Annotated in this window: 22 protein-coding genes; 8 read left to right on the top strand and 14 right to left on the bottom strand. The window is 51.2% G+C overall.

The annotated features are described in order from the left end of the window. Positions 1–294 precede the first annotated feature (294 nt). The 7 genes from BMY09_RS12800 to paaN form a co-directional block, all read right to left on the bottom strand. A complete protein-coding gene (locus BMY09_RS12800; RefSeq protein WP_217647437.1) occupies positions 295–915 on the bottom strand; it encodes a class I SAM-dependent methyltransferase in 621 nt (206 codons plus the stop codon). Between the two features lie 301 nt (positions 916–1,216). Then, entirely contained in the window at positions 1,217–1,603 is a 387-nt protein-coding gene (locus tag BMY09_RS12795; RefSeq protein WP_091358850.1) for a cupin domain-containing protein, read from the bottom strand. A gap of 1,031 nt (positions 1,604–2,634) precedes the next feature. Then, entirely contained in the window at positions 2,635–3,639 is a 1,005-nt protein-coding gene (sppA, locus tag BMY09_RS12790; RefSeq protein ID WP_245756579.1) for a signal peptide peptidase SppA, read from the bottom strand. 38 nt (positions 3,640–3,677) lie between these two features. Next, positions 3,678–4,340, bottom strand: coding sequence for an HAD family hydrolase (locus BMY09_RS12785; RefSeq protein ID WP_175483533.1), 663 nt, complete (start codon positions 4,338–4,340; stop codon positions 3,678–3,680). Between the two features lie 100 nt (positions 4,341–4,440). Continuing rightward, positions 4,441–5,187 (bottom strand): SDR family oxidoreductase, encoded by a 747-nt coding sequence (locus BMY09_RS12780; RefSeq protein ID WP_091358844.1) that lies wholly within the window; start codon positions 5,185–5,187, stop codon positions 4,441–4,443. Positions 5,188–5,329: 142 nt separating this feature from the next. Continuing rightward, entirely contained in the window at positions 5,330–6,115 is a 786-nt protein-coding gene (locus tag BMY09_RS12775; protein ID WP_091358841.1) for an enoyl-CoA hydratase-related protein, read from the bottom strand. Positions 6,116–6,154: 39 nt separating this feature from the next. Further along, positions 6,155–7,834, bottom strand: coding sequence for a phenylacetic acid degradation protein PaaN (gene paaN, locus BMY09_RS12770; RefSeq protein ID WP_091358839.1), 1,680 nt, complete (start codon positions 7,832–7,834; stop codon positions 6,155–6,157). Positions 7,835–8,254: 420 nt separating this feature from the next. Between paaN and paaF the strand changes: the two genes are divergently transcribed. From paaF to BMY09_RS12740, 6 genes are all read left to right on the top strand, one after another. Then, on the top strand, positions 8,255–9,034 hold the full coding sequence (gene paaF / locus BMY09_RS12765) for a 2,3-dehydroadipyl-CoA hydratase PaaF (RefSeq protein WP_091358836.1): 780 nt from the start codon (positions 8,255–8,257) through the stop codon (positions 9,032–9,034). Between the two features lie 4 nt (positions 9,035–9,038). After that, entirely contained in the window at positions 9,039–9,830 is a 792-nt protein-coding gene (paaG, locus tag BMY09_RS12760; RefSeq protein WP_091358830.1) for a 2-(1,2-epoxy-1,2-dihydrophenyl)acetyl-CoA isomerase PaaG, read from the top strand. A gap of 14 nt (positions 9,831–9,844) precedes the next feature. After that, positions 9,845–11,359, top strand: a complete 1,515-nt coding sequence (gene paaH / locus BMY09_RS12755) for a 3-hydroxyacyl-CoA dehydrogenase PaaH (RefSeq protein ID WP_091359185.1) — start codon at positions 9,845–9,847, stop codon at positions 11,357–11,359. A gap of 1 nt (position 11,360) precedes the next feature. Beyond that, positions 11,361–11,804 (top strand): hydroxyphenylacetyl-CoA thioesterase PaaI, encoded by a 444-nt coding sequence (gene paaI / locus BMY09_RS12750; protein WP_091358826.1) that lies wholly within the window; start codon positions 11,361–11,363, stop codon positions 11,802–11,804. Between the two features lie 358 nt (positions 11,805–12,162). After that, positions 12,163–12,447 (top strand): c-type cytochrome, encoded by a 285-nt coding sequence (locus BMY09_RS12745; protein ID WP_175483532.1) that lies wholly within the window; start codon positions 12,163–12,165, stop codon positions 12,445–12,447. A 65-nt stretch (positions 12,448–12,512) separates the two neighbouring features. Beyond that, complete coding sequence (locus BMY09_RS12740) at positions 12,513–13,805, top strand: NAD(P)/FAD-dependent oxidoreductase (RefSeq protein ID WP_091358817.1); 1,293 nt, start codon at positions 12,513–12,515, stop codon at positions 13,803–13,805. 78 nt (positions 13,806–13,883) lie between these two features. On the opposite strand, the gene rraA is transcribed toward BMY09_RS12740, so the two are convergent. Together rraA and BMY09_RS12730 are read right to left on the bottom strand one after the other, a co-directional pair. Next, positions 13,884–14,375 carry a ribonuclease E activity regulator RraA gene (rraA, locus tag BMY09_RS12735; RefSeq protein WP_091358814.1) on the bottom strand — a complete coding sequence of 164 codons (492 nt, stop codon included), beginning with the start codon at positions 14,373–14,375 and terminating at the stop codon, positions 13,884–13,886. 92 nt (positions 14,376–14,467) lie between these two features. Further along, entirely contained in the window at positions 14,468–15,022 is a 555-nt protein-coding gene (locus BMY09_RS12730) for a class I SAM-dependent methyltransferase (protein WP_091358811.1), read from the bottom strand. A gap of 89 nt (positions 15,023–15,111) precedes the next feature. Between BMY09_RS12730 and BMY09_RS12725 the strand changes: the two genes are divergently transcribed. Further along, positions 15,112–15,345, top strand: coding sequence for a hypothetical protein (locus BMY09_RS12725; protein WP_091358807.1), 234 nt, complete (start codon positions 15,112–15,114; stop codon positions 15,343–15,345). A gap of 33 nt (positions 15,346–15,378) precedes the next feature. On the opposite strand, the gene ydiJ is transcribed toward BMY09_RS12725, so the two are convergent. Beyond that, complete coding sequence (ydiJ, locus tag BMY09_RS12720) at positions 15,379–18,438, bottom strand: D-2-hydroxyglutarate dehydrogenase YdiJ (RefSeq protein WP_091358804.1); 3,060 nt, start codon at positions 18,436–18,438, stop codon at positions 15,379–15,381. Positions 18,439–18,544: 106 nt separating this feature from the next. On the opposite strand from ydiJ, the gene BMY09_RS12715 reads away from it, so the two are divergent. Then, positions 18,545–19,510 carry a LysR family transcriptional regulator gene (locus tag BMY09_RS12715; protein WP_091358801.1) on the top strand — a complete coding sequence of 322 codons (966 nt, stop codon included), beginning with the start codon at positions 18,545–18,547 and terminating at the stop codon, positions 19,508–19,510. Here the strand turns inward: BMY09_RS12715 and BMY09_RS12710 are convergent. From BMY09_RS12710 to BMY09_RS12695, 4 genes are all read right to left on the bottom strand, one after another. Next, complete coding sequence (locus tag BMY09_RS12710) at positions 19,498–20,058, bottom strand: acyl-CoA thioesterase (RefSeq protein WP_091358797.1); 561 nt, start codon at positions 20,056–20,058, stop codon at positions 19,498–19,500. The genes BMY09_RS12715 and BMY09_RS12710 overlap by 13 nt on opposite strands. 68 nt (positions 20,059–20,126) lie before the next feature. After that, positions 20,127–21,941, bottom strand: a complete 1,815-nt coding sequence (locus BMY09_RS12705) for an SLC13 family permease (protein WP_091358794.1) — start codon at positions 21,939–21,941, stop codon at positions 20,127–20,129. A gap of 46 nt (positions 21,942–21,987) precedes the next feature. Further along, positions 21,988–22,875 (bottom strand): DMT family transporter, encoded by an 888-nt coding sequence (locus BMY09_RS12700; RefSeq protein ID WP_091359183.1) that lies wholly within the window; start codon positions 22,873–22,875, stop codon positions 21,988–21,990. 74 nt (positions 22,876–22,949) lie between these two features. Beyond that, positions 22,950–23,357, bottom strand: coding sequence for a GNAT family N-acetyltransferase (locus BMY09_RS12695; protein ID WP_091358791.1), 408 nt, complete (start codon positions 23,355–23,357; stop codon positions 22,950–22,952). Between the last annotated feature and the right edge of the window lie 2 nt (positions 23,358–23,359).

Genomic DNA, 23,359 nt, shown 5'->3' with positions numbered 1-23,359 from the left:
CTCTGTGTCCTCGGTGGTTAAAAAGCTTCTACATTCAAAGCCAGAGCAGCCGGAACACATCGATAGACTGTTTAACAAACGACTGAATTTGATTTCACCACAGAGAACACCGAGGGCACAGAGACAAACCATATGCTGGAATTTTTTTGTCCTTGCTCGGTGTACTCTGTGTCCTCGGTGGTAAAAAGCTTCTATCTTCAAAGCCAGAGCAGCCGGAGCTCATCGATAGACTGTTTAACGGACAACTGATTTTGATTTCACCACAGAGAGCAGCTTTTATCTTCAGGAATCAACTCAGACACAAGCGATTAACATCTGTGTAGCGCCCTTCTGAAACTGGTAGTCAACAATCTGAAGACGCGTCTCAATACCCTCAGCGGATAACGCCTCCCTGACCGCAGGCAGATAATCCGATGGCTTGCCATCCAGTGTCAGTAATGGATACACCCGCACCTCTTCTGCCACACGGCAGAGCTCGCGCATGCTTTCAATATGCTGACTAAGGTTGAAATGCTCACTGTAGAGAAACAGAAAATGGGAACAGAGAGCCAGCTCAAACTGCTGGTCACCGAATGGCAGATCCGGCAGTGAAGCGGTCAGGTATCGCCCTGCTTCAAGACCCGTTTCAAAGTCCGCCAGAAACTGCTGCATTGCCTCCATACGGATACTGCCCAGTGCGTCAACACTGCTGATACTGTCCCAGATATAATTGTCGGCGTTCTGCTGCATCTGTGACATAACCTGAGGATAGACCCGCTCGATCTGCATCCGTATCTGATCCGCTGTAAATTGGTATACCGGATCAACGGATACCACCCGGCCACCGCGCGCACTCAACCCGGCATTAAACGCTGCAGGGCCATCGCCACACCCCAGAATGCGTTTCTGCAGATCGGTTTCAGATAGCGCAAACATCAACCGGCACTCATCTAATGAACGCCCCCCAGGGGACAATGCTCTCCAGTTGCAACGTTGAAATTCCTTTTCTTTAAAGTTTAAACTCAACCCCTTCACTTTTATCCGCGAAGAGACGCTTACAGATTGACGGACTGATTTTACCCTATGCTATAGAGCAAAATGACACATGAACAGCCCCTCGCTTTCAACCATCGATTAAGGCGTGTTTTAATGTGTGAAACAGAGCCTTCAGTGTTTCAGACAACGTTGAGCAATCTGTAATTCAGGGTACTTAGATGCAGAACTTATATGCAGATACTCAACCACTCACCTTCTCAATCATATGACTGATCACATGGCTGTGCTGACTCTGAGGGCTGAACATCACTATTTCGGCATCGGAGGTAACCTTTACATTGTGGCCCGGCGGCCAGTAGAAAAGATCGCCTGCACTGACAGTCTCCTCTTGTCCACTTGCGTCGGTGGTGGTCAGTTCGCCCTGGATAACATAGCCCCAGTGCGGACACTGGCACATATCGCCATCAAGCCCCAAAAACAACGGCGTGGTGTCCACTCCGGCCGAGAGACTGAAATACTCTCCACTGATTTTCCCCAGTCCGGTGGCATCACCAAATCCGGTTTGCTGACGTATCACAGCACCGGGAATGTCCATTTTCACGTCGATATCATTCTTAGCGATTCTCATACGGTTTACCCCTTGGTCTCAAGATTAGTGTCGGTGTAAAGATGTATATGGAAGATCACCGGAATCGCGATACAGGCATGAGCCCAGCAAGCTAAAACGGTGCTCTAGTGCTGTTATTGTTAGCTCTACTATTAGCTCTATGTTAGTGCCAGCGAATATTTAACCCAGCGGGATTAGCGCGAGGGACGCTATAAACTCTTCCATGATAAACGCGTAGATACGGTGCTGACTGCGACCGGCTGGCACCGGGTCAATCAGATCCCGTTCGCGAACGATTAAGCAGTTCCTGTGAGGATATGAAAGGAACGAATGTGAACTTGACTAACCCAGCTTAGCCCATGATTAACCGATTCGCATGATAACCATGCTGTACAGGCAACAAAAAGGCCGCAGATTTTGATATCACCACAGAGAAAAATCATATGCTGGAATTTTATGCCCTTCCTCGGTGTTCTCTGTGTCCTCGGTGGTAAAAAAGCTTCTATCTTAAGACAGAGCAGCCGGAACTCATCGATAGACTGTTTAATGAACGACTGAATTTGATTTCACCACAGAGAACACCGAGGGCACAGAGAAAAATCATATGCTGGAATTTTTTTGTCCTTCCTCGGTGTACTCTGTGTCCTCGGTGGTAAAAAGCTTCTATCTCCAAAGCCAGAGCAGCCGGAACTCATCGATAGACTGTTTAACGGACAACTGATTTTGATTTCACCACTGATAACACCGAGGGCACAGAGACAAACCATATGCTGTAATTTTTTCCCTTTCCTCAGTGTTCTCTGAGCCCTCTGTAGTAAAGTCTTTATTCCTCGTTACATCAGGCAATCAGATCCTCGCCAGAGAGGTTTTACGGCACTTTCTATTCCACAGCGAGCGATCTCATAGCAGGAATCTTTTGTTGTCCGGCGGAGCACCTACCGGACTTAATCGTGAAGAGTTCTAGGTTTTCTATATGCTTCCCATAACTCGCGAAGAACCAAAAAAAAAAGCCGCTACATCTCTGCAGCGGCTTTCAACAATAAACGATTAACTTAGCGCAGTTGAACTGGACCGTTTAGCCCCAGCTGCGTAGCTATAGTTTTACCAAAAGTAACGCCCAGCCGGTCAATCAGTTGCTCCAGCGGCGTACCTTTAGGGGTGTAATCAACCAGCTTCTCAGCACCGACAATTTCCCGGGCCACATAACTGCTGCTGCCCAGCCCATCGATCAGGCCCAGATCCAGCGCCTGTTCGCCAGTCCATACCAGACCACTGAACAGCTGATCATTCTCTTTCAGACGATCTCCCCGACCTTTACGCACCTGCTCGATAAACTGCCGGTGGGTAGTATCCAGCACTGTCTGCCAGAAGGCACGGTCTTTATCTTTCAAGGGAGAGAACGGATCCAGGAAGGTTTTATTCTCGCCGGAAATCAGGTTTCGCCGTTCAACGCCGACCTTCTCCATCAGGTCAACAAAGCCAAAACCGGACGATACCACACCGATAGATCCCACGAGACTGGCTTTATCCGCATAAATCTCATCGGCTGAAGCGGCGATGTAGTAAGCCCCTGAAGCACCAATATCGAGGATGACAGCGTAAACTTTCTTGTCAGGATGCAGTGCGCGCAGACGTTTGACTTCATCATAAACGTAGCCTGATTGTACCGGACTGCCTCCTGGGCTATTGATGCGCAGGATAACCGCTTTAGTCCCCTCGTCATCAAACGCGCGGCGCAGTGCTCCGATAATATTATCGGCACTGGCGTCTTCACCGTCGGCGATCACGCCCTTCACCTGCACCACCGCCGTATGCTCTCCGCCTTCATCCATATCCGGGGTGAACGAGTCGGCAAACAGGTAGATGCCGAGTATTACAAACAGATAACCAAAGGTCAGTAGCTTAAAAAAGATTCCCCAGCGACGGGCGGCACGCTGCTCTTTCTGCAGCCCCATCATGGTTTTCTCGATCAGTCGCCACTCTTTGGTTTTGCTCTCGTGCGGTTTTGCTGCTTCTGTTTCCTTGCTGTCTTCAGCTTCCCAGGGATTTGAGCCCACGCTGTTCTCCTTAATATGCTTGAAATTTACGTTACGTTTTACGGACGGTTGAGCGATGTTTCTGTCAGCCAGTTTTCCAGCTCTGTAAACTGATGCATCACTAATACCGGCTTATACTGCAGCAACCGGTCGATATGATGGGCACCATAACTCACCGCAATCGTATCCATACCCGCTCTGACACCCATTTCCAGATCAAATTCCGTATCGCCGATCATTACCGCATCAGAAGGGTTAAGACCGGTCTCCTCAAGAATCTCTTCCAACATGTGAGGGTGAGGCTTCGACGTAGTTTCATCAGCGCAACGGGAGGTTTCGAACAGAGGTTCAAGGCCTGTTTCAGCAAAGACCCGGTCCAGCCCACGACGACTTTTTCCGGTAGCTACAGCCAGTCGAAACCCCTTCTGTTTTAGATTGCTCAGAGTTTGTTCAACTCCTTCAAACAGTGCGGTCGGCGTGTCGTCCGCATCCAGATAATAGTGCCCGTAACGCTCCCGCATCTGTGGAATAATGGCATCGTCAACGCCGGGAATCAGCATCTGAATCGCTTCAGGCAACCCCAGCCCGATAATATTACGCACCGCGTCATCGGTCAGTTCCGGCTGCTTCAGATCCCGTGCGGCTTTCTGCATGCTGGAGACGATCCGGGCCGCTGAATCAATGATGGTACCGTCCCAGTCAAAAATAAGTAACTTGTACAAAATAGATATCCAACCTGTTAATCGTAAACCTGGAAACCGATCTTACGTTAACAGGAGGATAAAGATAACCTCAGGTTGATAATTAGCCTGGCAAAAGCGCTTAATTCTCCTGCACCAGCGGGCGGATCAGCAACTCGCTGACATCCACGCGTGGCGGTTGAGTCAGCGCATAGAGAATGGCGTTAGCAATATCCTCCGGCTGGAGATTGGACATCCCCTCAGCATACATATTCTCTTTCACCGCAGCTCGGATCTTATCGTGAACGATACTATCCGGCAGTTCGGTATCCACTGCTCCTGGCTGAATATCGGTGACCCGCACACCGTAGCGAATCGCCTCTTTACGTAGCGTGTCGGAGATCGCCCGCACCGCATGTTTGGTGCCCGCATAAACGCCGGCACTGGGATAGGTCAGCCGTGCAGCAACAGAACTGATATTAACAATATGCCCCTGTTTGCGCTCCGCCATACCGGGATAGACCGCATGAATGGCATACAGCACCCCCTTAATATTGGTGTCGATCATCTGTTCCCATTCATCTACCCGACCATTGATAATCGGACTGATCGGCATGGTACCGGCGTTATTGATAAGGATATCGACACCATCCTGCGAAGCAATTATCTCCCCCACCTTCTGCATCGCCTGGCGATCAGAAACATCAGCCGTCGCAACAATGACTTTACGTCCCAGCAGGCGAATCTCATCGGCCAGTTGTTGCAGCCGATCATCGCGCCGGGCACTGATCACCAGATCCGCTCCCTCAGCGGCTAACAGCCGCGCAGCAGCCTGCCCAATACCGGAACTGGCACCAGTAATCCACGCTTTTTTTCCTAATAATTTCATAAAATTAACTCTGATACTTTATCTGATTAATTAAATATAAGCGCACCTATCCAGAAACACAAAAGCCGCCAGAGTAATGACCCGGCGGCTTTATCAGAGCAGTCTGGCTGCCCTTTAAGTCTCTGCTTTCAATATATGCATATCAGCGATTTTTGAAGACCGGTTTTCGCTTTTCAGCAAAGGCATTCATCCCTTCTGAGCAGTCCTCGAAGGCAAAGGTTGCTTCAAATGCCCGACGCTCAAAACGCATGCCATCATCCAGTGAGCAACTCACCGCCATGTTAACACTCTCTTTAATTAACATAACCGCAGGCTGAGACATCGAAGCGATCTTAGAGGCCGTTTTGAGTGCCTGTTCCGCCAGCGTTTCTGCCGGAACAATGCGTGCAATCAGCCCGGCTCGTTCGGCTTCTTCAGCGTCCATCATTCTGCCGGTCAGACACATCTCCATCGCTTTTGCTTTGCCAATCGCTTTCGTCAGACGCTGAGTCCCTCCGGCACCCGGCATCGTACCAATCGCGATTTCCGGCTGACCAAACTTTGCGCTATCTGCGGCAATGATAAAATCACAGGCCATCGTTAATTCACAACCACCGCCCAGTGCAAATCCGGCCACCGCCGCAATCACCGGCTTGCGGGCATCTTCAATCGCCCGCCAGCAATCCCGCTGAATGCGGGGAAAATCCTGACGGTGCAGATCGGCAAACGACTGGTCTTTCATCTCTTTAATATCAGCACCGGCAGCAAACACCTGGTTGCCCCCGGTGATGATAATACAGCCGACCGCTTCATCCGCTTCAAACCGGTCGACCGCCTCACCCACCTCACGACACAGGGTCGCATTAAGTGCGTTCATCACCTCAGGGCGGTTGAGGGTAATAATCCCAACCCCCTGACTGACTTCCGTCAGAATACATTGATAACTCATAACCACCCCTCTTCCGTTAGTTTTCGATGGCGTCACCTTTCAGGCGTGCTTACGACTCTGAATAATGCGGAAGCGGTTGGCAACATAGGCCAGATCTGACAATGACGCATTAGCCGCCGGATTACAGCCGGTGGCATGAAAATCACTGAAGGCTGCACTCTGGTTCACATAAACACCGGCGGTCAGGTTGATCGAGAGCGCAACACCGGCATCCAGTGCAGCCTCTTCAATCTGTTCCAGCACAGCGTCGCTGGTTGAGTAACAGCCCATGGTAATCGCACCATGATTTTTCACGGCTTTATGCGCCAGCTCAATTGAGTGAGCGGTGCTGGCGGTACGCACCAGGAAGCTGATCGGACCGAAAAGCTCTTCCATATAGGCGTCTTCTTTATCGGCATCCACTGCGATCAGCAGCGGGCTACGCATCCGTCCCTCTTTAAACCAGGGGTTTTCAGGACGGTCTGATTCGCGAACCACGGTACCGATCTTTTCACCCAGCTCCCGGGCGCTGTCGATACGCTTGTCGGTTACCTCAGCCTGGATGCAACCCAGCACCATGCCGGCCCGCTCAGGGTCAGACAGGAACCGGGTAATACCAGTACTCAGTGCTTCTGCGACCTCATCAAAACTCTTGTGCCCCTGGTCAGTTTCGATACCCCCGGCTGGAATAAAGATATCCTGCGGCGTGGTACACATCTGACCGGAATACAGACTCAGGGTAAATGACAGGTTCTGTATCATCCCCTTAAAGTTATCGGTTGAGTCGATAATAATAGTATTAACACCGGCTTTCTCAGTGTAAACCTGCGCCTGATGGCAGTTATGCTCCAGCCAGTCACCAAACGGGGTATTACCGGTAAAGTCGATCAGTTTAACTTCATCACGCTGCGCCAGCGCTTTAGTGCACGGCTGGGCCGGATCGGCATCGATAACCATCGATACGATATGCGGCGGCAGGCCTTGTTCTCTCAGTACATCCTGAGCGATCTTTACGCTGATCGCCGCTGGCAGAATACCTGCCGGATGGGGTTTAACCACCACTGGGTTGCCGGTAACCAGCGAAGCAAACAAACCCGGATAGGTATTCCAGGTGGGGAAGGTTGAACAGCCGATGACCAGAGCCACGCCACGCCCGGCAACAGTAAAGGTTTTATCCATCACCAGCGGATCATGCTTACCCTGCGGTTTGGTCCAGGTTGCTGCAGCGGGAGAATGGATCATCGCATCATAGCCATACGCAACCGCTTCAAGACCGCGATCCTGAGCATGAGGACCACCGGCCTGAAATGCCATCATAAAGCCCTGACCCGAGGTATGCATCACTGCATAGCCGATCTCAAAACTGTGCTGGTTGATGCGTTTAAGAATCTCGAGACAGATCCCGGTACGCGCCTGTACACCAATATCGCGCCAGACTTTACGCGCTTCATTCATCGCAGGCAGCAGGATATCGATATCAACGGTGGGATATTTGATACCCAGCTCAAATCCATAAGGGGAAACCTCGCTGCCCGCCTCACCAGTGATTCCAGGCATGTCCAGCTCAAATGAACGGTTCAGATGCGCTTTGAAGGCCGCCTGACCATCTTTATCAGCGGTTTCACCATATTTACGCGGGCTGGGACTCTCAGCATAGGCGCTGTAATAATCACGGGTACGGAGTGCGTTCAGTGCAGCATCAAGTTTTGCTTTGTGCAGATCAAACAGGGTTTGGCTCATACTGGATTCTCTTTATTTTAACTGGCCCTGAGGCTTTATCTTGGTGCAGAAAAAAGGGTTAACCGAATTTTCTGCCAACATACGGTTTATTGTCAGACAGGTTATAAAAGATAGTACTTTTTTCAGCAGAATTTGTTTCAACCTGACCTAAACTGCCTGACGAATATCTATAAAACTAAAAGATACACTAAACAAAGTGATACGAAAAGATAAATTAATAACAATATATTTGTATCCCTTTAGTGTTTTACGGTAACCTTTAATCCGGCTGCAAGAGTGATCCGTGCCGGACAGAAAGATTCGGCTAACAAAGCAAGAAAACGCTTTGCTTAAGTTGCACCCACTAAAATAATAATGAACGTTAGTCTGTTTGCCTCGGGCTGACAGCCGATTTCGATACTCAATATGCTGAGATAAACCATGCCTGATTATCAAGATATTCTGGTCACCGAGCCGGATTCCGGGGTAATGACCATCACCCTCAACCGCCCTCAAGCGCGTAACGCCCTGTGTAATAACCTGCTACGTGAACTGGCAGATATGCTGGACGCCACCATCGGCAATGACGAAGTCAGAGCCGTAGTTATCACTGGTGGTGAAAAAGTGTTCGCCGCTGGGGCTGATATCAAAGAGATGGCTGAACTGGATGCGGTAGGGGTAATGAATGACATCCGTCCCACTTACTGGCGACGTATCGCTCAATATCCAAAACCTGTTATTGCAGCGGTTAACGGCTTTGCCCTGGGCGGCGGCTGTGAATTGATGATGCACTGCGATATCGTCATCGCCGGAGACAATGCCCGCTTCGGTCAGCCGGAGATCAATCTGGGGATTATTCCCGGTGCCGGAGGTACCCAGCGCCTGCTAAGAACCGTGGGCAAGTCGATGGCGATGCAACTGGTTCTTTCAGGTGAATTTATAAATGCCGAACAAGCTCGTGAATTTGGTCTGGTCAGTGAAGTTACCATTCCCGAGATGAGCTACCCAAAGGCTTTAACCCTGGCTAAAACCATCGCCTCTAAGCCTCCCATCGCTGTTCGCCTGGCGAAAGAATCACTGCTGAAAGCCTACGAAACAACATTGGAAACCGGTCTCAACTTAGAGCGAAAAGCATTTACCCTGCTGGCCGCAACAGAGGATCGAAACGAAGGCATCGCCGCCTTTATGGAAAAACGCCAACCCCATTTTCAAGGAAAATAATAAGATGACATATGAACATATCGAGTTTGAGATCACTGAAGGCGTTGCCATTCTGACACTCAACCGCCCTGACAGTCTCAACAGTTTCAACACCCAGATGCACGCTGAGGTACGCGATGCCCTGAAACAGGTTAAAACCAGCGATGCGGTACGCTGCCTGCTGATCACTGGTAATGGCCGGGGCTTCTGTGCCGGCCAGGACCTTAGTGACCGGGCCGTCGACCCGGACGCCGAGATGCCTAATCTGGGCGAATCGATCGAGAAAAACTACAACCCGATGATCCGTACGATCAGTTCGCTTGAGATGCCGGTCATCTGCGCCGTTAACGGAGTCGCCGCAGGAGCCGGTGCTAATATTGCCCTGGCTTGCGACATTGTACTGGCATCCAAAAATGCCAGCTTTATTCAGGCGTTCTGCAAGATCGGCCTGATTCCAGACTCCGGTGGCACCTGGACCCTGCCCCGGGCGGTCGGTTTCCCCCGGGCAATGGCACTTTCTCTACTGGGTGACAAACTTTCAGCAGAGCAAGCCGAGCAATGGGGTATGATCTGGAAAACCTACCCGGCAGAAGAGTTAAAAGAGGTCGCGCTGGCCATGGCAAAACAACTGGCCACTCAGCCCACTAAGGGCCTGGCACTGATCAAACGAGCGCTGCAGGCATCGGCTAATAACAGCCTGAACGAGCAGCTTGATCTGGAACGTGATCTGCAAACACTGGCGGGCCGTACCGACGATTATCGCGAAGGTGTCAGCGCATTTATGGCAAAACGCCCGGCACAATTTACCGGAAAGTAATGGAGCAAACAGTTATGAATCGTTTTACAACAGATTCGGTGATCGCCGTCATCGGTGCCGGTACTATGGGTGCCGGCATCGCACAGGTGGCTGCGAATGCGGGCCACCCGGTTCTCCTCTTCGATGCTGCAGAAGGTGCCGCTAAGCGGGGTATTGATAACACCGCTAAAGGGCTCGCGAAACTGGTTGAACGGAGCAAAATGAGCCAGACAGATGTGGATGCACTGCTGTCCCGCCTAACCCCGGTTGATGCATTAACCGACCTGGCCCCGGCCAGTCTGGTGATTGAAGCGATTGTCGAACGGCTGGAGATAAAACAACAGGTGTTTGGTCAACTGGAGGAGATCTGCGACCCGAGCACCGTGATTGCCACCAACACCTCGTCAATATCAGTGACCGCGATCGGCTCAACACTGAAGCGACCACAAAACCTGGTGGGTATGCACTTTTTCAACCCCGCACCAATTATGAAGCTGGTGGAGGTGATCAGTGGTCTGGATACAGACCCAGATATCGCATCTGATATCTATGCTCTTTCTGCCCGCTGGGGTAAACAGCCAGTACTGGCAAAATCCACCCCTGGTTTTATTGTCAACCGGGTTGCCCGGCCTTTCTATGCGGAAGGCTTGCGTGTCTACCAGGAAGGCGGTGCCGATATCGCAACGATTGATACGCTGATGCGTGAATGTGGTGGATTCCGTATGGGCCCGTTTGAGCTGATGGATCTGATCGGCCACGATGTTAATTATGCGGTTACCTGCTCTGTTTTCGAAGCGTTCTATAATGATCAGCGTTTCCTGCCATCGCTGATTCAGAAAGAGCTGGTAGATGCCGGTCATCTGGGCCGTAAAACGGGCCGTGGATTCTACCATTATAGTAGCGACGCTGAAAAACCAGCAGCACTTACCTCAGACGCCGCTCCTGCCCCTCTGTCAATCACGGTTGAAGGCAGCCTCGGCGTAGCTGAGCCGTTAATTCCGATGTTTGAAGCGGCTGGCATCCGGGTTACCCGGATCGATAATGACGAGGTCGAAGGGATGATCTCAGTAGGTGATGCCACCCTAATGCTGACCAACGGTCAGTTCGCTACCCTGCGTGCCGGCGAAACCCTGCGCCCGGACCTGATCAATTTCGATCTTGCGCTGGATTACACCAGCGCGCCCCGCATTGCGCTGGCACCGGCCGATCAGGCGTCACCGGGAGCGGTACAGTCAGCTATCGGGCTCTTTCAGGCAATTGGAAAATCAGTCACTGTTATCGATGATATCCCTGGCATGGTGGTGATGCGTACCGTTTGCATGCTCGCCAACGAAGGCTTCGATGCGGTTAATCAACAGGTCTGTGATGAACAGGCGGTCGATATCGCCATGAAAGGGGGAGTGAACTACCCCTGCGGGCCAATTGAGTGGGTCAATAAGCTGGAACTGAGCTACGCCCTTGATGTTCTCGATAATCTGATGGATGCCTACGGTGAAGACCGTTACCGAGCATCTCCCCTGTTGTTGAGAAAAGTGGCCGGAGGTGCCTGAGATGAAAACCAGTGAGATGACACCGCAACAGCTGGCAGAAGCCTGCAGTGCAGCCCTCCACCGTGACGATCAGACAGCTCAGGCGATGGGCATGACCATTGATGAGATTGCTCCCGGCTACGCCAAACTATCGATGGTGCTGCGCAGGGATATGCTTAATGGTCATGCGATAGGTCATGGTGGGATGATGTTTGCCCTGTGTGACACAGCATTTGCACACTCCTGTAACACCTATAACCGCTCAACCGTTGCCAGCGGATGTAATATAGAGTTTATTGCCCCCGCTTTTGAAGGTGATACCCTCACAGCGATTGCGAAGGAACGTTCACGCAGTGGCCGAACCGGTGTATATGACATCACCTTGTATAACCAGAAAGGTGAGGAGCTGGCGTTTTTCCGGGGTAAAGCGTATCAGATAAAAGGCCATCTGATTCCTGAAGATTAGCCTCTTTTACCGTTATAAATCCAGCGATAAGGCCGCCAATGCGGCCTTTTTCTCTGTTTCCCCTTTACGATATCCCTTAACCATTCTTCGCCCTCATTGCCCCTCACTTTGTAAAAAATATCTTTCCTCACCACGACTCATACAGTTTTTTGCAGAACCCATCTTGAGTATTTTTTTTTTGATATAACCATTTTTGATGTCTATATATTAATGAGTGCTACATGATGTAGCTGGCTTATGGGGGGGTAAAAGTACATCGCAGTCGATACTGGCTGTGTCAACTTAACTCTATAAGTATGGTGAAGATATGAGAGTTAGCTCAACAATAACCTTCGGGAAGCTCCTGATAGCTCCTGCCGTGTTTATATTATCCATTCATTCAGCCATCGCTGAAGACCAGACTGTTAACAGAATGATCGCCTCGCAATGTGCTCAGTGCCACGGCACTAATGGGTATGCGCGCGGCTCCTATCCCGACCTTGGAGGTGATGAAGCTAAAGATCTCGCCGACCACCTATACGATATGAAAGGTGAAGACCGCCCCAGCGGCATCATGGATCATCAGGCCCTCGGCTATACCGACGATCAGATTCGACGCATCGCTCAGTATTATTCCATCCTACCCGAAAACGGTGGTGACTAAGCGGATCTGTTACATCCTGATCTCATTGATATAGCTTGCTACTAGGACACCGGAGGGCTACAAAAATGCCATTAACCAGACGTAATTTTATCCAGATGGTGCCTGCTTCTGCTGCGGCACTGACCTTAACTGGCGGCGCAAAAGCCGCAGAACCCATTCACCATGTTACAGTACTCGGAGGCGGTTTTGCTGGCTGCACCGTTGCAAAATATCTGCGCATGTGGAGCAATGGTGAGATAGCAGTCACGCTGATAGAACCAAATTCAAATCATGTCTCCTGTATCATGAGCAACCTGATTCTCAACAAGCGCCTGAAAACAACCGACCTTACCTTTGAATACAATGATCTGCAGGTGAAGTATGGCGTTGAAGTCATACATGATCGGGCTAAAAGAATCAGAGGCCCACAAAAACAACTCCGATTAAAAGAGGCTGGATGGGTTAGTTACGACAGTCTGGTGGTCGCCACAGGCATTCAGTTTGACAATATTCCGGGGCAGGATTTCCGCAAAGTCCCCCATGCCTGGATCGCAGGAGGACAGTCGAATAATCTGCGCAACAAAATCAACAAAATGCCGGACACCGGCACCTTTGTCATGACCGTGCCTAAAGCGCCTTATCGTTGCCCCCCCGGCCCCTATGAGCGGGCCTGCATCGTAGCGGACATTCTCGGTCGCCGCAGCGGTTATCTTGATGGCAGTGGCAGTGTCGCTCCCCGGGTTATTGTACTGGACGCCAACCCAGGCATCATGGCGGAGAAAGGCACCTTTACCAGTGCCTTCAATGATCTCTATGGCGATATTATCGAGTACATTCCGAATGCGCAGGTTGAGTCTGTCGACTCAGATAACCTGATTGTTAATACCTCTCAGGGCAGTTTTGCCGGGGATGTCCTTAACGTTATCCCGACCCACGGTGCTCAGAATATCCTCAGAGTGAGCGGACTCACCGGAGACTCTCGCTGGGCAGACGTTGATCCGGTTACCTATGCGTCCACTAACACACTGTTTCAGGATGTCTATGTTATCGGTGATGCACAGGGCACCGGGCAACCTAAATCCGGCCATATGGCAAATGCTCAGGCGAAAATCTGTGCCGACAGCATTATCCGTACCGCCCATGGTCTGTCCAGCTATACCGAGGAACGCTTACAGAATATCACCACAAACTCAGCTTGTTTCAGCCCGATCACGTACGATCAGGCATCCTGGCTGACCGCTGTATACAGCTACAACCCCGATACTGGCTCAATGGGGCTGGTACCGGGTTCGCTGGGTGAAGCACATAACTGGAGTAGCCGTAACTTCAACGATATGTTTACCTGGTCCGACAACCTGTTTGCCGATACCTTCAAATAAGCGCTATCGCTACACAAAAAAGCCTCTGCTGAGTATCGGCAGAGGCTTTTTTTCTCTCACATTAAGCGATACCGGTAATTAAGCTTCGCTCAGCTCAAGTTTCTCAGGAGAGACCAGAATGCCGTTGTTATCCGCATACACATAATGGCCGGGCTTAAAGGTTACCCCGCCAAAGGTCAGATCCACATTCAGTTCGCCAATCCCTTTTTTATCGGTCTTCATTGGATGTGTGCCCAGCGCCTGCACGCCAAGGTCGAGCTCACCGATCGCATTGACATCGCGGATACAGCCATAAATGATAATGCCGGACCAGCCATTCAGCACCGCTTTTTCAGCCAGCATATCACCCAGCATAGCCCGGCGCATGGAACCGCCACTGTCAACAACCAGCACCCGGCCTTCACCTGGCAGCGCCACCTGTTCCCGCACCAGAGAGTTATCTTCGAACGCTTTTAGCGTGACGATTTCGCCACCAAAACGTTCACGACCTCCAAAGTTGCCAAACATCGGTTCCACGACCTGCACCAGATCGGGAAACTGGTCACAAAGTTCAGGTAATAAATCGTCCACAATGATACTCCTTAAATTTAGCCGTTAACGGGGTTCTATGATCGCTGATCTCAGCGTATTTTGCACTTGCACCATAGGAGGAAAACATGACATTAAAGGGTAAACAGGTAACTATCAAATACACTTCCTTTTAATAGCCCATTGTCGTAACAGACCAGAGTCAACCGGGGTAACTGATCGATCAGTTGCTGCGGTTGTAAACAGAAACGTAGCGGAAAGCCGGATTGCAGGTGATGTTCCTGATTAAAGGTGGTGATCAGCAGGTGGGCTCCGGGCTTCATCAGATCAGGAAGCATATTCAGCAGGAGCCGCTCCGGCAGGTAGCGAACGATAACAATATTATCAAACCGCCCCAGCCCCCTGAGCTCATCGGGATTATTCAGGTCGCACCTGTGGCTTTCAACGGTAACGCTGTGATCAGCGGCAAACTGCTGCAGACGCCTGAGTCCCCTCTCGGCAAAATCCACCGCCATCAACTGATGACCGGCGGAGGCAAGATAGAGCGCTGCGGCACCATCGCCACAGGCCAGATCCAGTGTGTGCCCAGGGGCTAAGGAGTCAAGTTGACGCTGCAACTCAGCGGGCAATACCGGGGCGGTATCGGTTTTATTAAGATATCGCTTGTTCCAGAGATCGGCCCGGCTCATGATATGACTGTCCAGAAGGGTGAAAAAGAAACAGAGAAAACGTTACTATAGCGCTGTTAAACGGGCTTAATCCAGAATATGGACTGAAAATGGAACACTATAAACTCTTCATTGTAATCCTGTTTATCCTGTTGATGTTTGCACCTGTTACCTGGCAGGCGATCATCAGGCGTAAACTGAATCCGCCCCCCATGGCCCGTAATGATCGCAAACTCTATCGCCTCTGGCGCTCAGATCCGCAGGCTTACGAACGTCAGTATGGCGAGATGGACCGCCAATATCTGCAGGCTCAGAAGGAAAAAAACCGGACCACTGATCAGTAGTCCGGCCGAGATACGGAAAGGTTGAATCCCCCTCTAAGCCGCCTTCAGCAGTTGCAGCAACAGCTGTAAAGGATGCGGTAACTGCTGCTCATCAAGCCGCTTCACCTGGCTGCGGCAGGAATAACCGGTCGCAACCAGCCGGCCCTCATTCGCCGGATCGTTCACGACCTCTGACCAGCTCAGATCATAGATCTTCCTTGAGGTATCGACGTTTTCGGTTTCGTGGCCATAGGTTCCCGCCATGCCACAACAACCGGTTGCCTGCAGTTCGAGTGTCTGTCCCAGAGCCTGAAAGATCTTTTTCCAGTCAGCAATGGAGGCTGCGGCCGAGGTCTTTTCAGAACAATGGGCCATCAGCTTATACTCATTTTTCGGCAACCCTTCCGCTTTCTGATTTAACAGATCGCAGTGTCTGGCCAGCCACTCCTGAATCAACTCAACCCTGACCTGCTGACGGGTCCCGTCATCAATATATTCCTGCCGATAGGTCAGCGTCATAGAAGGGTCAACCCCGACCATGGCTATACCGCTCGTGGCCAGTGCCTGCAACATCTGAGTATTCTTGTCAGCCGCACGGTTAAAGGCTGCCTTAAACCCATGGACATGTAGCGGTTTACCGTTAGGTTTAAAGGGTGCAACGAAAACGTTAAAACCGGTTTTACGCAGCAGATCGATAATATCCAGCACCAACTGGGTTTCGAAAAAGCTGGTAAAGGCATCCTGAACAATAATCACCGAATGCTCACGCTCTTCCGGGAGAATTGTGGCGAGGTTCTCTGGCGTGGCAAAGCGGATACCCCGCTGTTCCATCCCCTGTTTCAGAGTGTTGGTACAGATCGCAGGGCTATCGACCATCCCTCCCCAGCGCTGCAGAACTGAGCGCATCAGTGAGTTGTTCATCATCCAGTTATAAGGCGCCGGGAAGCGGGACAGATAGGGAATCATGTACTCCAGACCACCGACCATATAATCTTTCAGCGGACGCAGATAGCGACTGTAATAAGCTTCAAGAAAGCGGGAACGGAAATCCGGCACATTCACTTTGATCGGGCACTGCGCCACACAGGATTTGCAGGCCAGACAGCCCATCATCGCTTCATGCACTTCGTGGTTGAAATCGTACTCGCCCTGCTTTTTCTTCCAGCTGTTTTTGATGCGTCCGGGTAAACTGGTAATAAACGAGCCATAACGGGCTTTACTGCCCTCGTCAACCACATCGACGCCCTGCAGCGACATCAGCCGTAACCACTCGCGAATCAGCGATGAGCGCCCTTTGGGCGAGTGTTTACGCTCCCGGGTGGCCTTCCATGAGGGGCACATCGCATCATTAGGGTCATAGTTATAGCAGGCACCGTTACCATTACAGAACATCGCCTGACTGTACTCTTGCCGGGTATGAGCCGGAATCTGGCGGTCATACTGGCCGCGGGTAGACACCTGATCAATTTTTAACAGTTCAGCACCATCGATCAGAGGGGTGCAGATCTTACCGGGATTAAGCTGATTGGCCGGATCAAACGCGCCTTTAATGATCTGCAGTTGCGGATAGAGTTCGCCAAAAAAGGCCGGGGCATATTCAGAACGAACGCCTTTGCCATGTTCTCCCCAGATCAGACCATGATATTTTTGCGTCAGGGCAACCACCGCATCAGAGATGGTCCGGATCAAGCCCTCCTCGGCCTCATTTTTCATATCGATAGCCGGGCGAACGTGCAGCACACCGGCATCCACATGGCCAAACATACCGTAAGCCAGATTATGGCTATCTAACAACGCACGAAACTCTTTGATATAGGCGGCCAGATTTTCCGGGGGCACTGCGGTATCTTCAACAAACGGAATTGGACGCTGCTCACCCACTCCATTCCCCAGTAACCCCACCGACTTTTTCCGCATTCCCCAGATCTTATTAACCTCACCAGCCCCAAAGGTAACCGTATAACCGAAACTTTTACCCGGCTGACCGGAGACGCTGTCCAGATAGGCGGTCAGCTTCGCGACTTTTGCTCTCAGCTGGTCTTCATCATCGCCGGTATATTCGATCAGGTTAATCCCCTGAATCGCCGGCTCGCCCTCGTGTTGTGGGAAGTAGTCTTTAACCGTGTCCCAGACAATATCGTTCATCGCCAGATTCAGCACTTTGGAATCAACGGTTTCGATTGAGGTAGGCCCCCAGGACATCAGCTCAGCCGCATCTTCGAGGGAATCCTGAAACCCCGCATACTTGAGATTGACCAGCGCCGAATATTTGGGAATTGGCAGAACATTGAGTTTTGCCTCAGCAATAAATGCCAGCGAGCCCTCTGCACCACACAGGACGGAGTTAAGATTGAAACGCCCCTCATCATCACGGATATGAGCCAGATCGTAGCCAGTCAGACAGCGGTTCAGTTTGGGAAACTTGGCATCGATCAGGTCGCGGTGCTCATTAAACACCTGATCAACGGTACGGTGTACTTCACCCACCCGGTCATCACGACACTTTATCTCCTCCAGCGCCTCATCGCTCAGTGGAGCTGAACTCCACAGAGTGCCATCGAGAAAAACCGATTTCAGCTCCAGTACATGGTCACGGGTTTTACCGTACATACAGGAGCCCTGACCACTGGCATCGGTATTAATCATGCCGCCAATCGTTGCCCGGTTGCTGGTTGAAAGCTCAGGGGCAAAAAACAACCCATAGGGTTTTAGTGCAGCGTTCAGCTGATCTTTCACCACCCCACCCTGCACCCGCACCCAGCGCTCTTCAGCATTTATCTCGAGGATCTGGTTCATATGTCTGGAAATATCGACGACCAGGCCATCGGTGAGCGACTGACCGTTGGTTCCGGTACCACCGCCACGGGCACTGAGTACCACCTCTTTAAAACGAGACTCTGCCGCAAGGCCTGCCAGCAGCACCAGATCTTCAACGGATTTGGGAAACACCACCCCCTGAGGCAGTACCTGATAGATACTGTTGTCTGTAGAGAGCACAACTCTACTGGCATAATCAGGATTAACTTCACCCTCAAAATGACTGTTTTTTAAGGACTCTATAAAATACAGGTAGCGTTTTTGGGTGGGATTGATTTCGGCAATACGTGGGATCATCGGTCAACCTGTGACTTCTTGGCGAATAAATATATAGCCATAATGCAGAATTATCATTTATCATTCAAACGATAAAATATGATTAATTAATTGTTAAATACGATAAATGAACACATCGCTTTCGATCAGGCACCTGCGCGCCTTTACAGAGGTGGCCTGCTGCGGCAGTTTTACCCAGGCTGCCAGCCGGCTCCATCTGACCCAGTCAAGTCTCACCGCAACGGTCAAACAGCTGGAACAATCGGTCGGGCTGACCCTGTTTGACAGAACAACCCGACGCGTCCTGCTCACGGCTCAGGGGGAACAATTTCGCCCTGTTGCGGAGAAACTGATCTCTGATTTCGATACCGCCATAGGCGACCTCCAGGCAATTGCCGGGCAGCAACAGGGGCAGGTCGGAATTGCAGCATCCCCCTCGACGATCAGCCGCCTGCTTCCACCGGTGATCGACGATTACCGGCAACAATTTCCAGAGATTGCGATCTCACTGCGGGATGACAGCGCCGGACAGATAGAACAACGGGTATTGGATAACGATGTGGACTTTGGCATCGGCGCAAACCATTCGGCCAATCCTGAACTGTACTATCAGCCGGTGCTGACCGATCGATACGGCGTGGTTGTGCCGGAAGGCCACCGTTTTGAAGGGTTTGAGTCGGTACAATGGCAGGCACTGATTGAGGAAGAACTGCTGTTTCTTTCAGCTGATACCGGCATCCGGGCACAACTGAATCAGTTTCGCCAGGCGGGCCAGCTCCAGTTGTCAGATCAGAAAGCGATACTGGAGGTGTCAAACCCCGCGGGAATCGCCGCACTGATTCGTCAGCGCATAGGCATCTCGGTACTGCCCGCGCTGGCATCCAGTACCGAGTCATTCAAGGCGTTGCATTTTATCCCGCTGGTTGAGCCACAGATGCGCCGTGAGATCTGTCTGGTTAGTCGTAAGGGCCGCTCACTGAGCCCGGCAGCCTCTACCCTGCTCAGTTTCGTCCGGCAGCATTTTCTAACCATGAGACTGCCTGCCTATCTGGAAAGCACTGCTCAGCCTCAGCACTCAAATCAGGATTTATAGAGACGACAGTTTTCACCGTCCAGAGCATTAATCTCTTTAATCAGGTCGAGACTTCCACGGATTTTCTTCATCTCTGAGCGGTGTGCCGATTTAAGCTGCTTGCGGATTTTGCCCTCAATGAAGCGTTTTATTTCCTGTTCATCCTCAAGGATTAAGCCAGGCACCGGTACTGGCTTGCGGCTCTCCTCATCCATCGCGACCATGGTGAAATAGGAGGTATTGGTATGCTTCACAATCCCCAGACGAAAGTCTTCTGAAACCACTTTGATACCGATCTCCAGTGACGAGTTACCCACATAGTTGACCGATGCCGACAAGGTCAGCAACTCGCCCACCTCAACCGGGTTAAGAAAGTTAACCGAATCAACCGAAGCGGTCACACAGTAACCTTTGACATGGGATGCGGCACAGGTATAAGCGATCTTATCCATCAGCGAAAGAATCACACCACCGTGTACTTTTCCTCCGAAATTAGCGTAGGAAGGCACCATCAACTCTTTCAACACCGTTTGCGATGACTTCACAGTACGATACTCACGATCACTCATTATTTAAACCTATCAGATTATTATGTTGTTGATTGTCAGATAATACATTTTTACCGCATAAATGCAGACTAAAACGGAAAGATTAACGGCGTAACCGTCAGCGTTATCAGCATCGACATTAACTGTAACGGCAATCCGACTTTGACAAAATCGATAAACCGGTAGTTACCCGGCACCAGCACCAGAGTATTCACCGGCGAGGCTATCGGCGTTGAGAACGCAGTCGATGCAGCAATGGCAACCGTCATCATAAACGGTTCAGGGCTCATCCCCAGCCCCTGGGCGATGGCAATTGAGATTGGAGCGATCAAAACCGTTGTCGCCGTGTTAGAAATAAACTGACTCAGCACTGAGGTCAGCACAAACAATCCGGCGCAGATCAGCATCGGGGTACTTGACCCCAGCAGTGCTAATAAGCCTGACACAATCAGATCCAGAGCCCCGCTCTTCTGCATCGCCAGCGCCAATGGCAACATCCCGGCAATCAGCACCAGACTGCTGGCATTCAATGAGCGATAAGCCTCATTCATATTGATACAGCCGCTGAGAACCATCGCCACCGCAGCCAGTAGTATCGCACTAAGACTGGACATCACACCACTAATCATCAGTGCCAGCATAGCGACCATAATAGTCAGGGCAATCGGAGCATGCCCCCAGCGCGCCGATGTCTCAGTCATCTCCGCCGGGGTTTCCAGCATAACGAAATTCTGGCGATCATCCAGTGCCTCAATATAGCGCCAGCCTCCTGCCAGCAACAGAGTATCGCCAAACTGAAGTGGCTCGCCAGCAAACCGGGTGACTAAGGGTTTGCCATCACGCAACACACCAATAACACTGAGGTTATACCGCTCTCTGAACCGTCCCTCCTGAATCGTTTTGCCGATAACCGGAGATCGGTTATGCAACATCACCTCAGCTACACCAAACTCCTTATCCATGCGGGTACGTTCGTCATCGGGAAAGCCAAAAAACATACACCCGGTTTCGATACATAAGCGTTCGATACCCTCGGCTTCGCCATAGGCTAACAACACATCGCCACTTTGAATCTGTGTTTCGCTAAGCACCGGCATCAACGATGACACCAGCTTTCCATCGCGACGTATGGCGAATACCGTCACTTCAAAACGGCTTCTCAGACGCATATCCGACACCGTTTTTCCCACCAGTTCTGAGTCTTTTCTCGCCCGCAAACGATACAGGTTATCCTCTATCCCGTAGCGTTGAGCAAACTCTTTCAGATGGGGATGTGTAGCCTCCCGAACGCCGGTTTCAGGCAGTAGTTTGGGCGCAATAAAAACCAGATAAAGGCAGCCAAAAAGTAAAATAACACCACCGATCGGGGTGAAATCAAAAAAACCAAAAGGTTCCAGCCCCGCTGCACGCAACTGGGTACTGGCAACCATATTGGGAGGCGTACCGATAAGCGTCATCATCCCGCCAATCAGCGAGGCAAAGGAGAGCGGCATCAGCATTTTGGAGGGCTGTAACCTGGCGGAACGACAGATACTCAGAACCACGGGAATAAACAGTGCTACCGCACCGGTGGAACTCATCACCGCAGACATCCCGGCCACCACCGGTATCAATACCAACAGCAGCTTTCGCTCACTCTGCCCACCCATACGCAGAATCCAGTCACCTACCGCCGCGGCAACACCGGTGCGGAACAACCCCTCACCAACAACAAACAGCCCGGCAATCATCACCACCAGTGACTGGCCAAAACCGGAAACCGTCTCTGCCGGCGTAATAATTCCCGATACGGCCAACACCACAACCACCATCATCGCCACCATATCCATACGGATACGATCCCAGATAAACAGGCCTATGGTGATTAGCAGCAGCGTTAAAACAAACAGAATTTCAATATTCACACAATCTCCTGTGCGGCATTCGCTGTTTATCCATTAATACGGTCGGTTATCTCGCAGGCCCCGATGCTGGCCTGAGAACCAGGTACACTCCGGCGACGGTCACGCCGATAGCCACCACCTGAATCCAGCTGAGTGCTTCACCAAACAGAATCCAGGCTTCCAGCGAGGTGACCGGTGGGACCAGATAGAAATAACTGGCAACACGGGCTGCCTCCCCCTCGCGAATCATGAACATCAGTAGCAGAATCGCCGAGACCGACAAGCCAAATACCAGCCAGGCAAGAGATAACATCAGCGTTATATTCCACTCAACGTGACGCTCTTCAAACAGAAACGCCAACAGCGCCATCGCAACGGCAGTTGACAGATATTGCCAGATCGATCCCGTTAACAGATCGACCTTACCACCAAAACGTTTCTGATAAAGCGTGCCAAAAGAGATCGAAAAAAGTGCAATAAGCACCGCGACAACCGCCTCAGGTCGAAAAGTGATCACCTCACTATGCTGACCATTCAGCAGGATAACCACCACCCCGACCAGCCCCATAACCAGTCCCATCCACTGTACGCTACGCAGTCGCTGACCCAGCCACTGCCAGCCGATCAGTGACGTCAGAAGAGGCTGTAAACCGACGACAATGGCGGCAATTCCGGCAGGCATCTGCCATTTAATAGCAGCAAATACCCCGCCAAGATAACAGGCATGCACCAGAAAACCGGTAACGGCCTGATGCCCCCCCTGGCGCAGTGAAGGCCAGGAAGATCGGTAAATCAGAGCCAGCAAGGTAAATACTGCCAGCGTCATAAGCATCCGGATGAACAGAAGATAGAACGGCTCAATATAGGGCAGTGCATATTTTGCCCCGATAAAGCCTGTGCTCCAGAGCAACACAAACAGTATTGGAACCAGTTGGGTAAAACGGGAATGGCTCACACAGGTCACCGATCTATAAAAACGTTACTCTACTTGTTATCCGGTTAAAACTCACATTTTAAAGACAACCATGGTTAATGATCATTGCCATCATAGATCCACATCGGTTCGGTTTTTCCTGCCCGGCTGAAACCAAGTGACTCATAGAAGCCTATCGCATCACCATCGGCAGTTAACATCTGCTGATGAAAACCCTGATAACGCTGTTGCATCGCCTGCATCATCTGCTTGCCAACCCCCTGCCCCTGATAGTCCGGAGAGACCAGCATATGTGGGTAATAGACTACCAGATGGCCATCGGAGATCGCGTTACCTAAACCGATCAGTTTACCCCCTATCCGGGCGGTCACCAGCGAGTGAGACCCCTCCAGCGCAGCCATTAACTGAACGGGCTTTTGTGCCGCAGACCAGCCATTATCGCGGTAAAGCTGAACCACTTCGTCTTGCCGAAGATGATCGTTGAAACTGATTTCCGTATTCACAA

It is taken from the genome of Amphritea atlantica (assembly GCF_900111095.1).
In the GTDB taxonomy this organism is placed as follows: domain Bacteria; phylum Pseudomonadota; class Gammaproteobacteria; order Pseudomonadales; family Balneatricaceae; genus Amphritea; species Amphritea atlantica.
This window is presented reverse-complemented; position numbering and strand designations above follow the sequence as displayed.

Coding starts and splice junctions, on each gene's coding strand:
- BMY09_RS12730 (WP_091358811.1), bottom strand. CDS start 15,022: ATGAGCCGGGCCGATCTCTGGAACAAGCGATATCTTAATAAAACCGAT.
- BMY09_RS12800 (WP_217647437.1), bottom strand. CDS start 915: ATGTTTGCGCTATCTGAAACCGATCTGCAGAAACGCATTCTGGGGTGT.
- BMY09_RS12775 (WP_091358841.1), bottom strand. CDS start 6,115: ATGAGTTATCAATGTATTCTGACGGAAGTCAGTCAGGGGGTTGGGATT.
- paaI (WP_091358826.1), top strand. CDS start 11,361: ATGAAAACCAGTGAGATGACACCGCAACAGCTGGCAGAAGCCTGCAGT.
- paaF (WP_091358836.1), top strand. CDS start 8,255: ATGCCTGATTATCAAGATATTCTGGTCACCGAGCCGGATTCCGGGGTA.
- BMY09_RS12795 (WP_091358850.1), bottom strand. CDS start 1,603: ATGAGAATCGCTAAGAATGATATCGACGTGAAAATGGACATTCCCGGT.
- ydiJ (WP_091358804.1), bottom strand. CDS start 18,438: ATGATCCCACGTATTGCCGAAATCAATCCCACCCAAAAACGCTACCTG.
- paaN (WP_091358839.1), bottom strand. CDS start 7,834: ATGAGCCAAACCCTGTTTGATCTGCACAAAGCAAAACTTGATGCTGCA.
- paaG (WP_091358830.1), top strand. CDS start 9,039: ATGACATATGAACATATCGAGTTTGAGATCACTGAAGGCGTTGCCATT.
- BMY09_RS12725 (WP_091358807.1), top strand. CDS start 15,112: ATGGAACACTATAAACTCTTCATTGTAATCCTGTTTATCCTGTTGATG.
- BMY09_RS12710 (WP_091358797.1), bottom strand. CDS start 20,058: ATGAGTGATCGTGAGTATCGTACTGTGAAGTCATCGCAAACGGTGTTG.
- BMY09_RS12715 (WP_091358801.1), top strand. CDS start 18,545: ATGAACACATCGCTTTCGATCAGGCACCTGCGCGCCTTTACAGAGGTG.
- BMY09_RS12780 (WP_091358844.1), bottom strand. CDS start 5,187: ATGAAATTATTAGGAAAAAAAGCGTGGATTACTGGTGCCAGTTCCGGT.
- paaH (WP_091359185.1), top strand. CDS start 9,845: ATGAATCGTTTTACAACAGATTCGGTGATCGCCGTCATCGGTGCCGGT.
- BMY09_RS12740 (WP_091358817.1), top strand. CDS start 12,513: ATGCCATTAACCAGACGTAATTTTATCCAGATGGTGCCTGCTTCTGCT.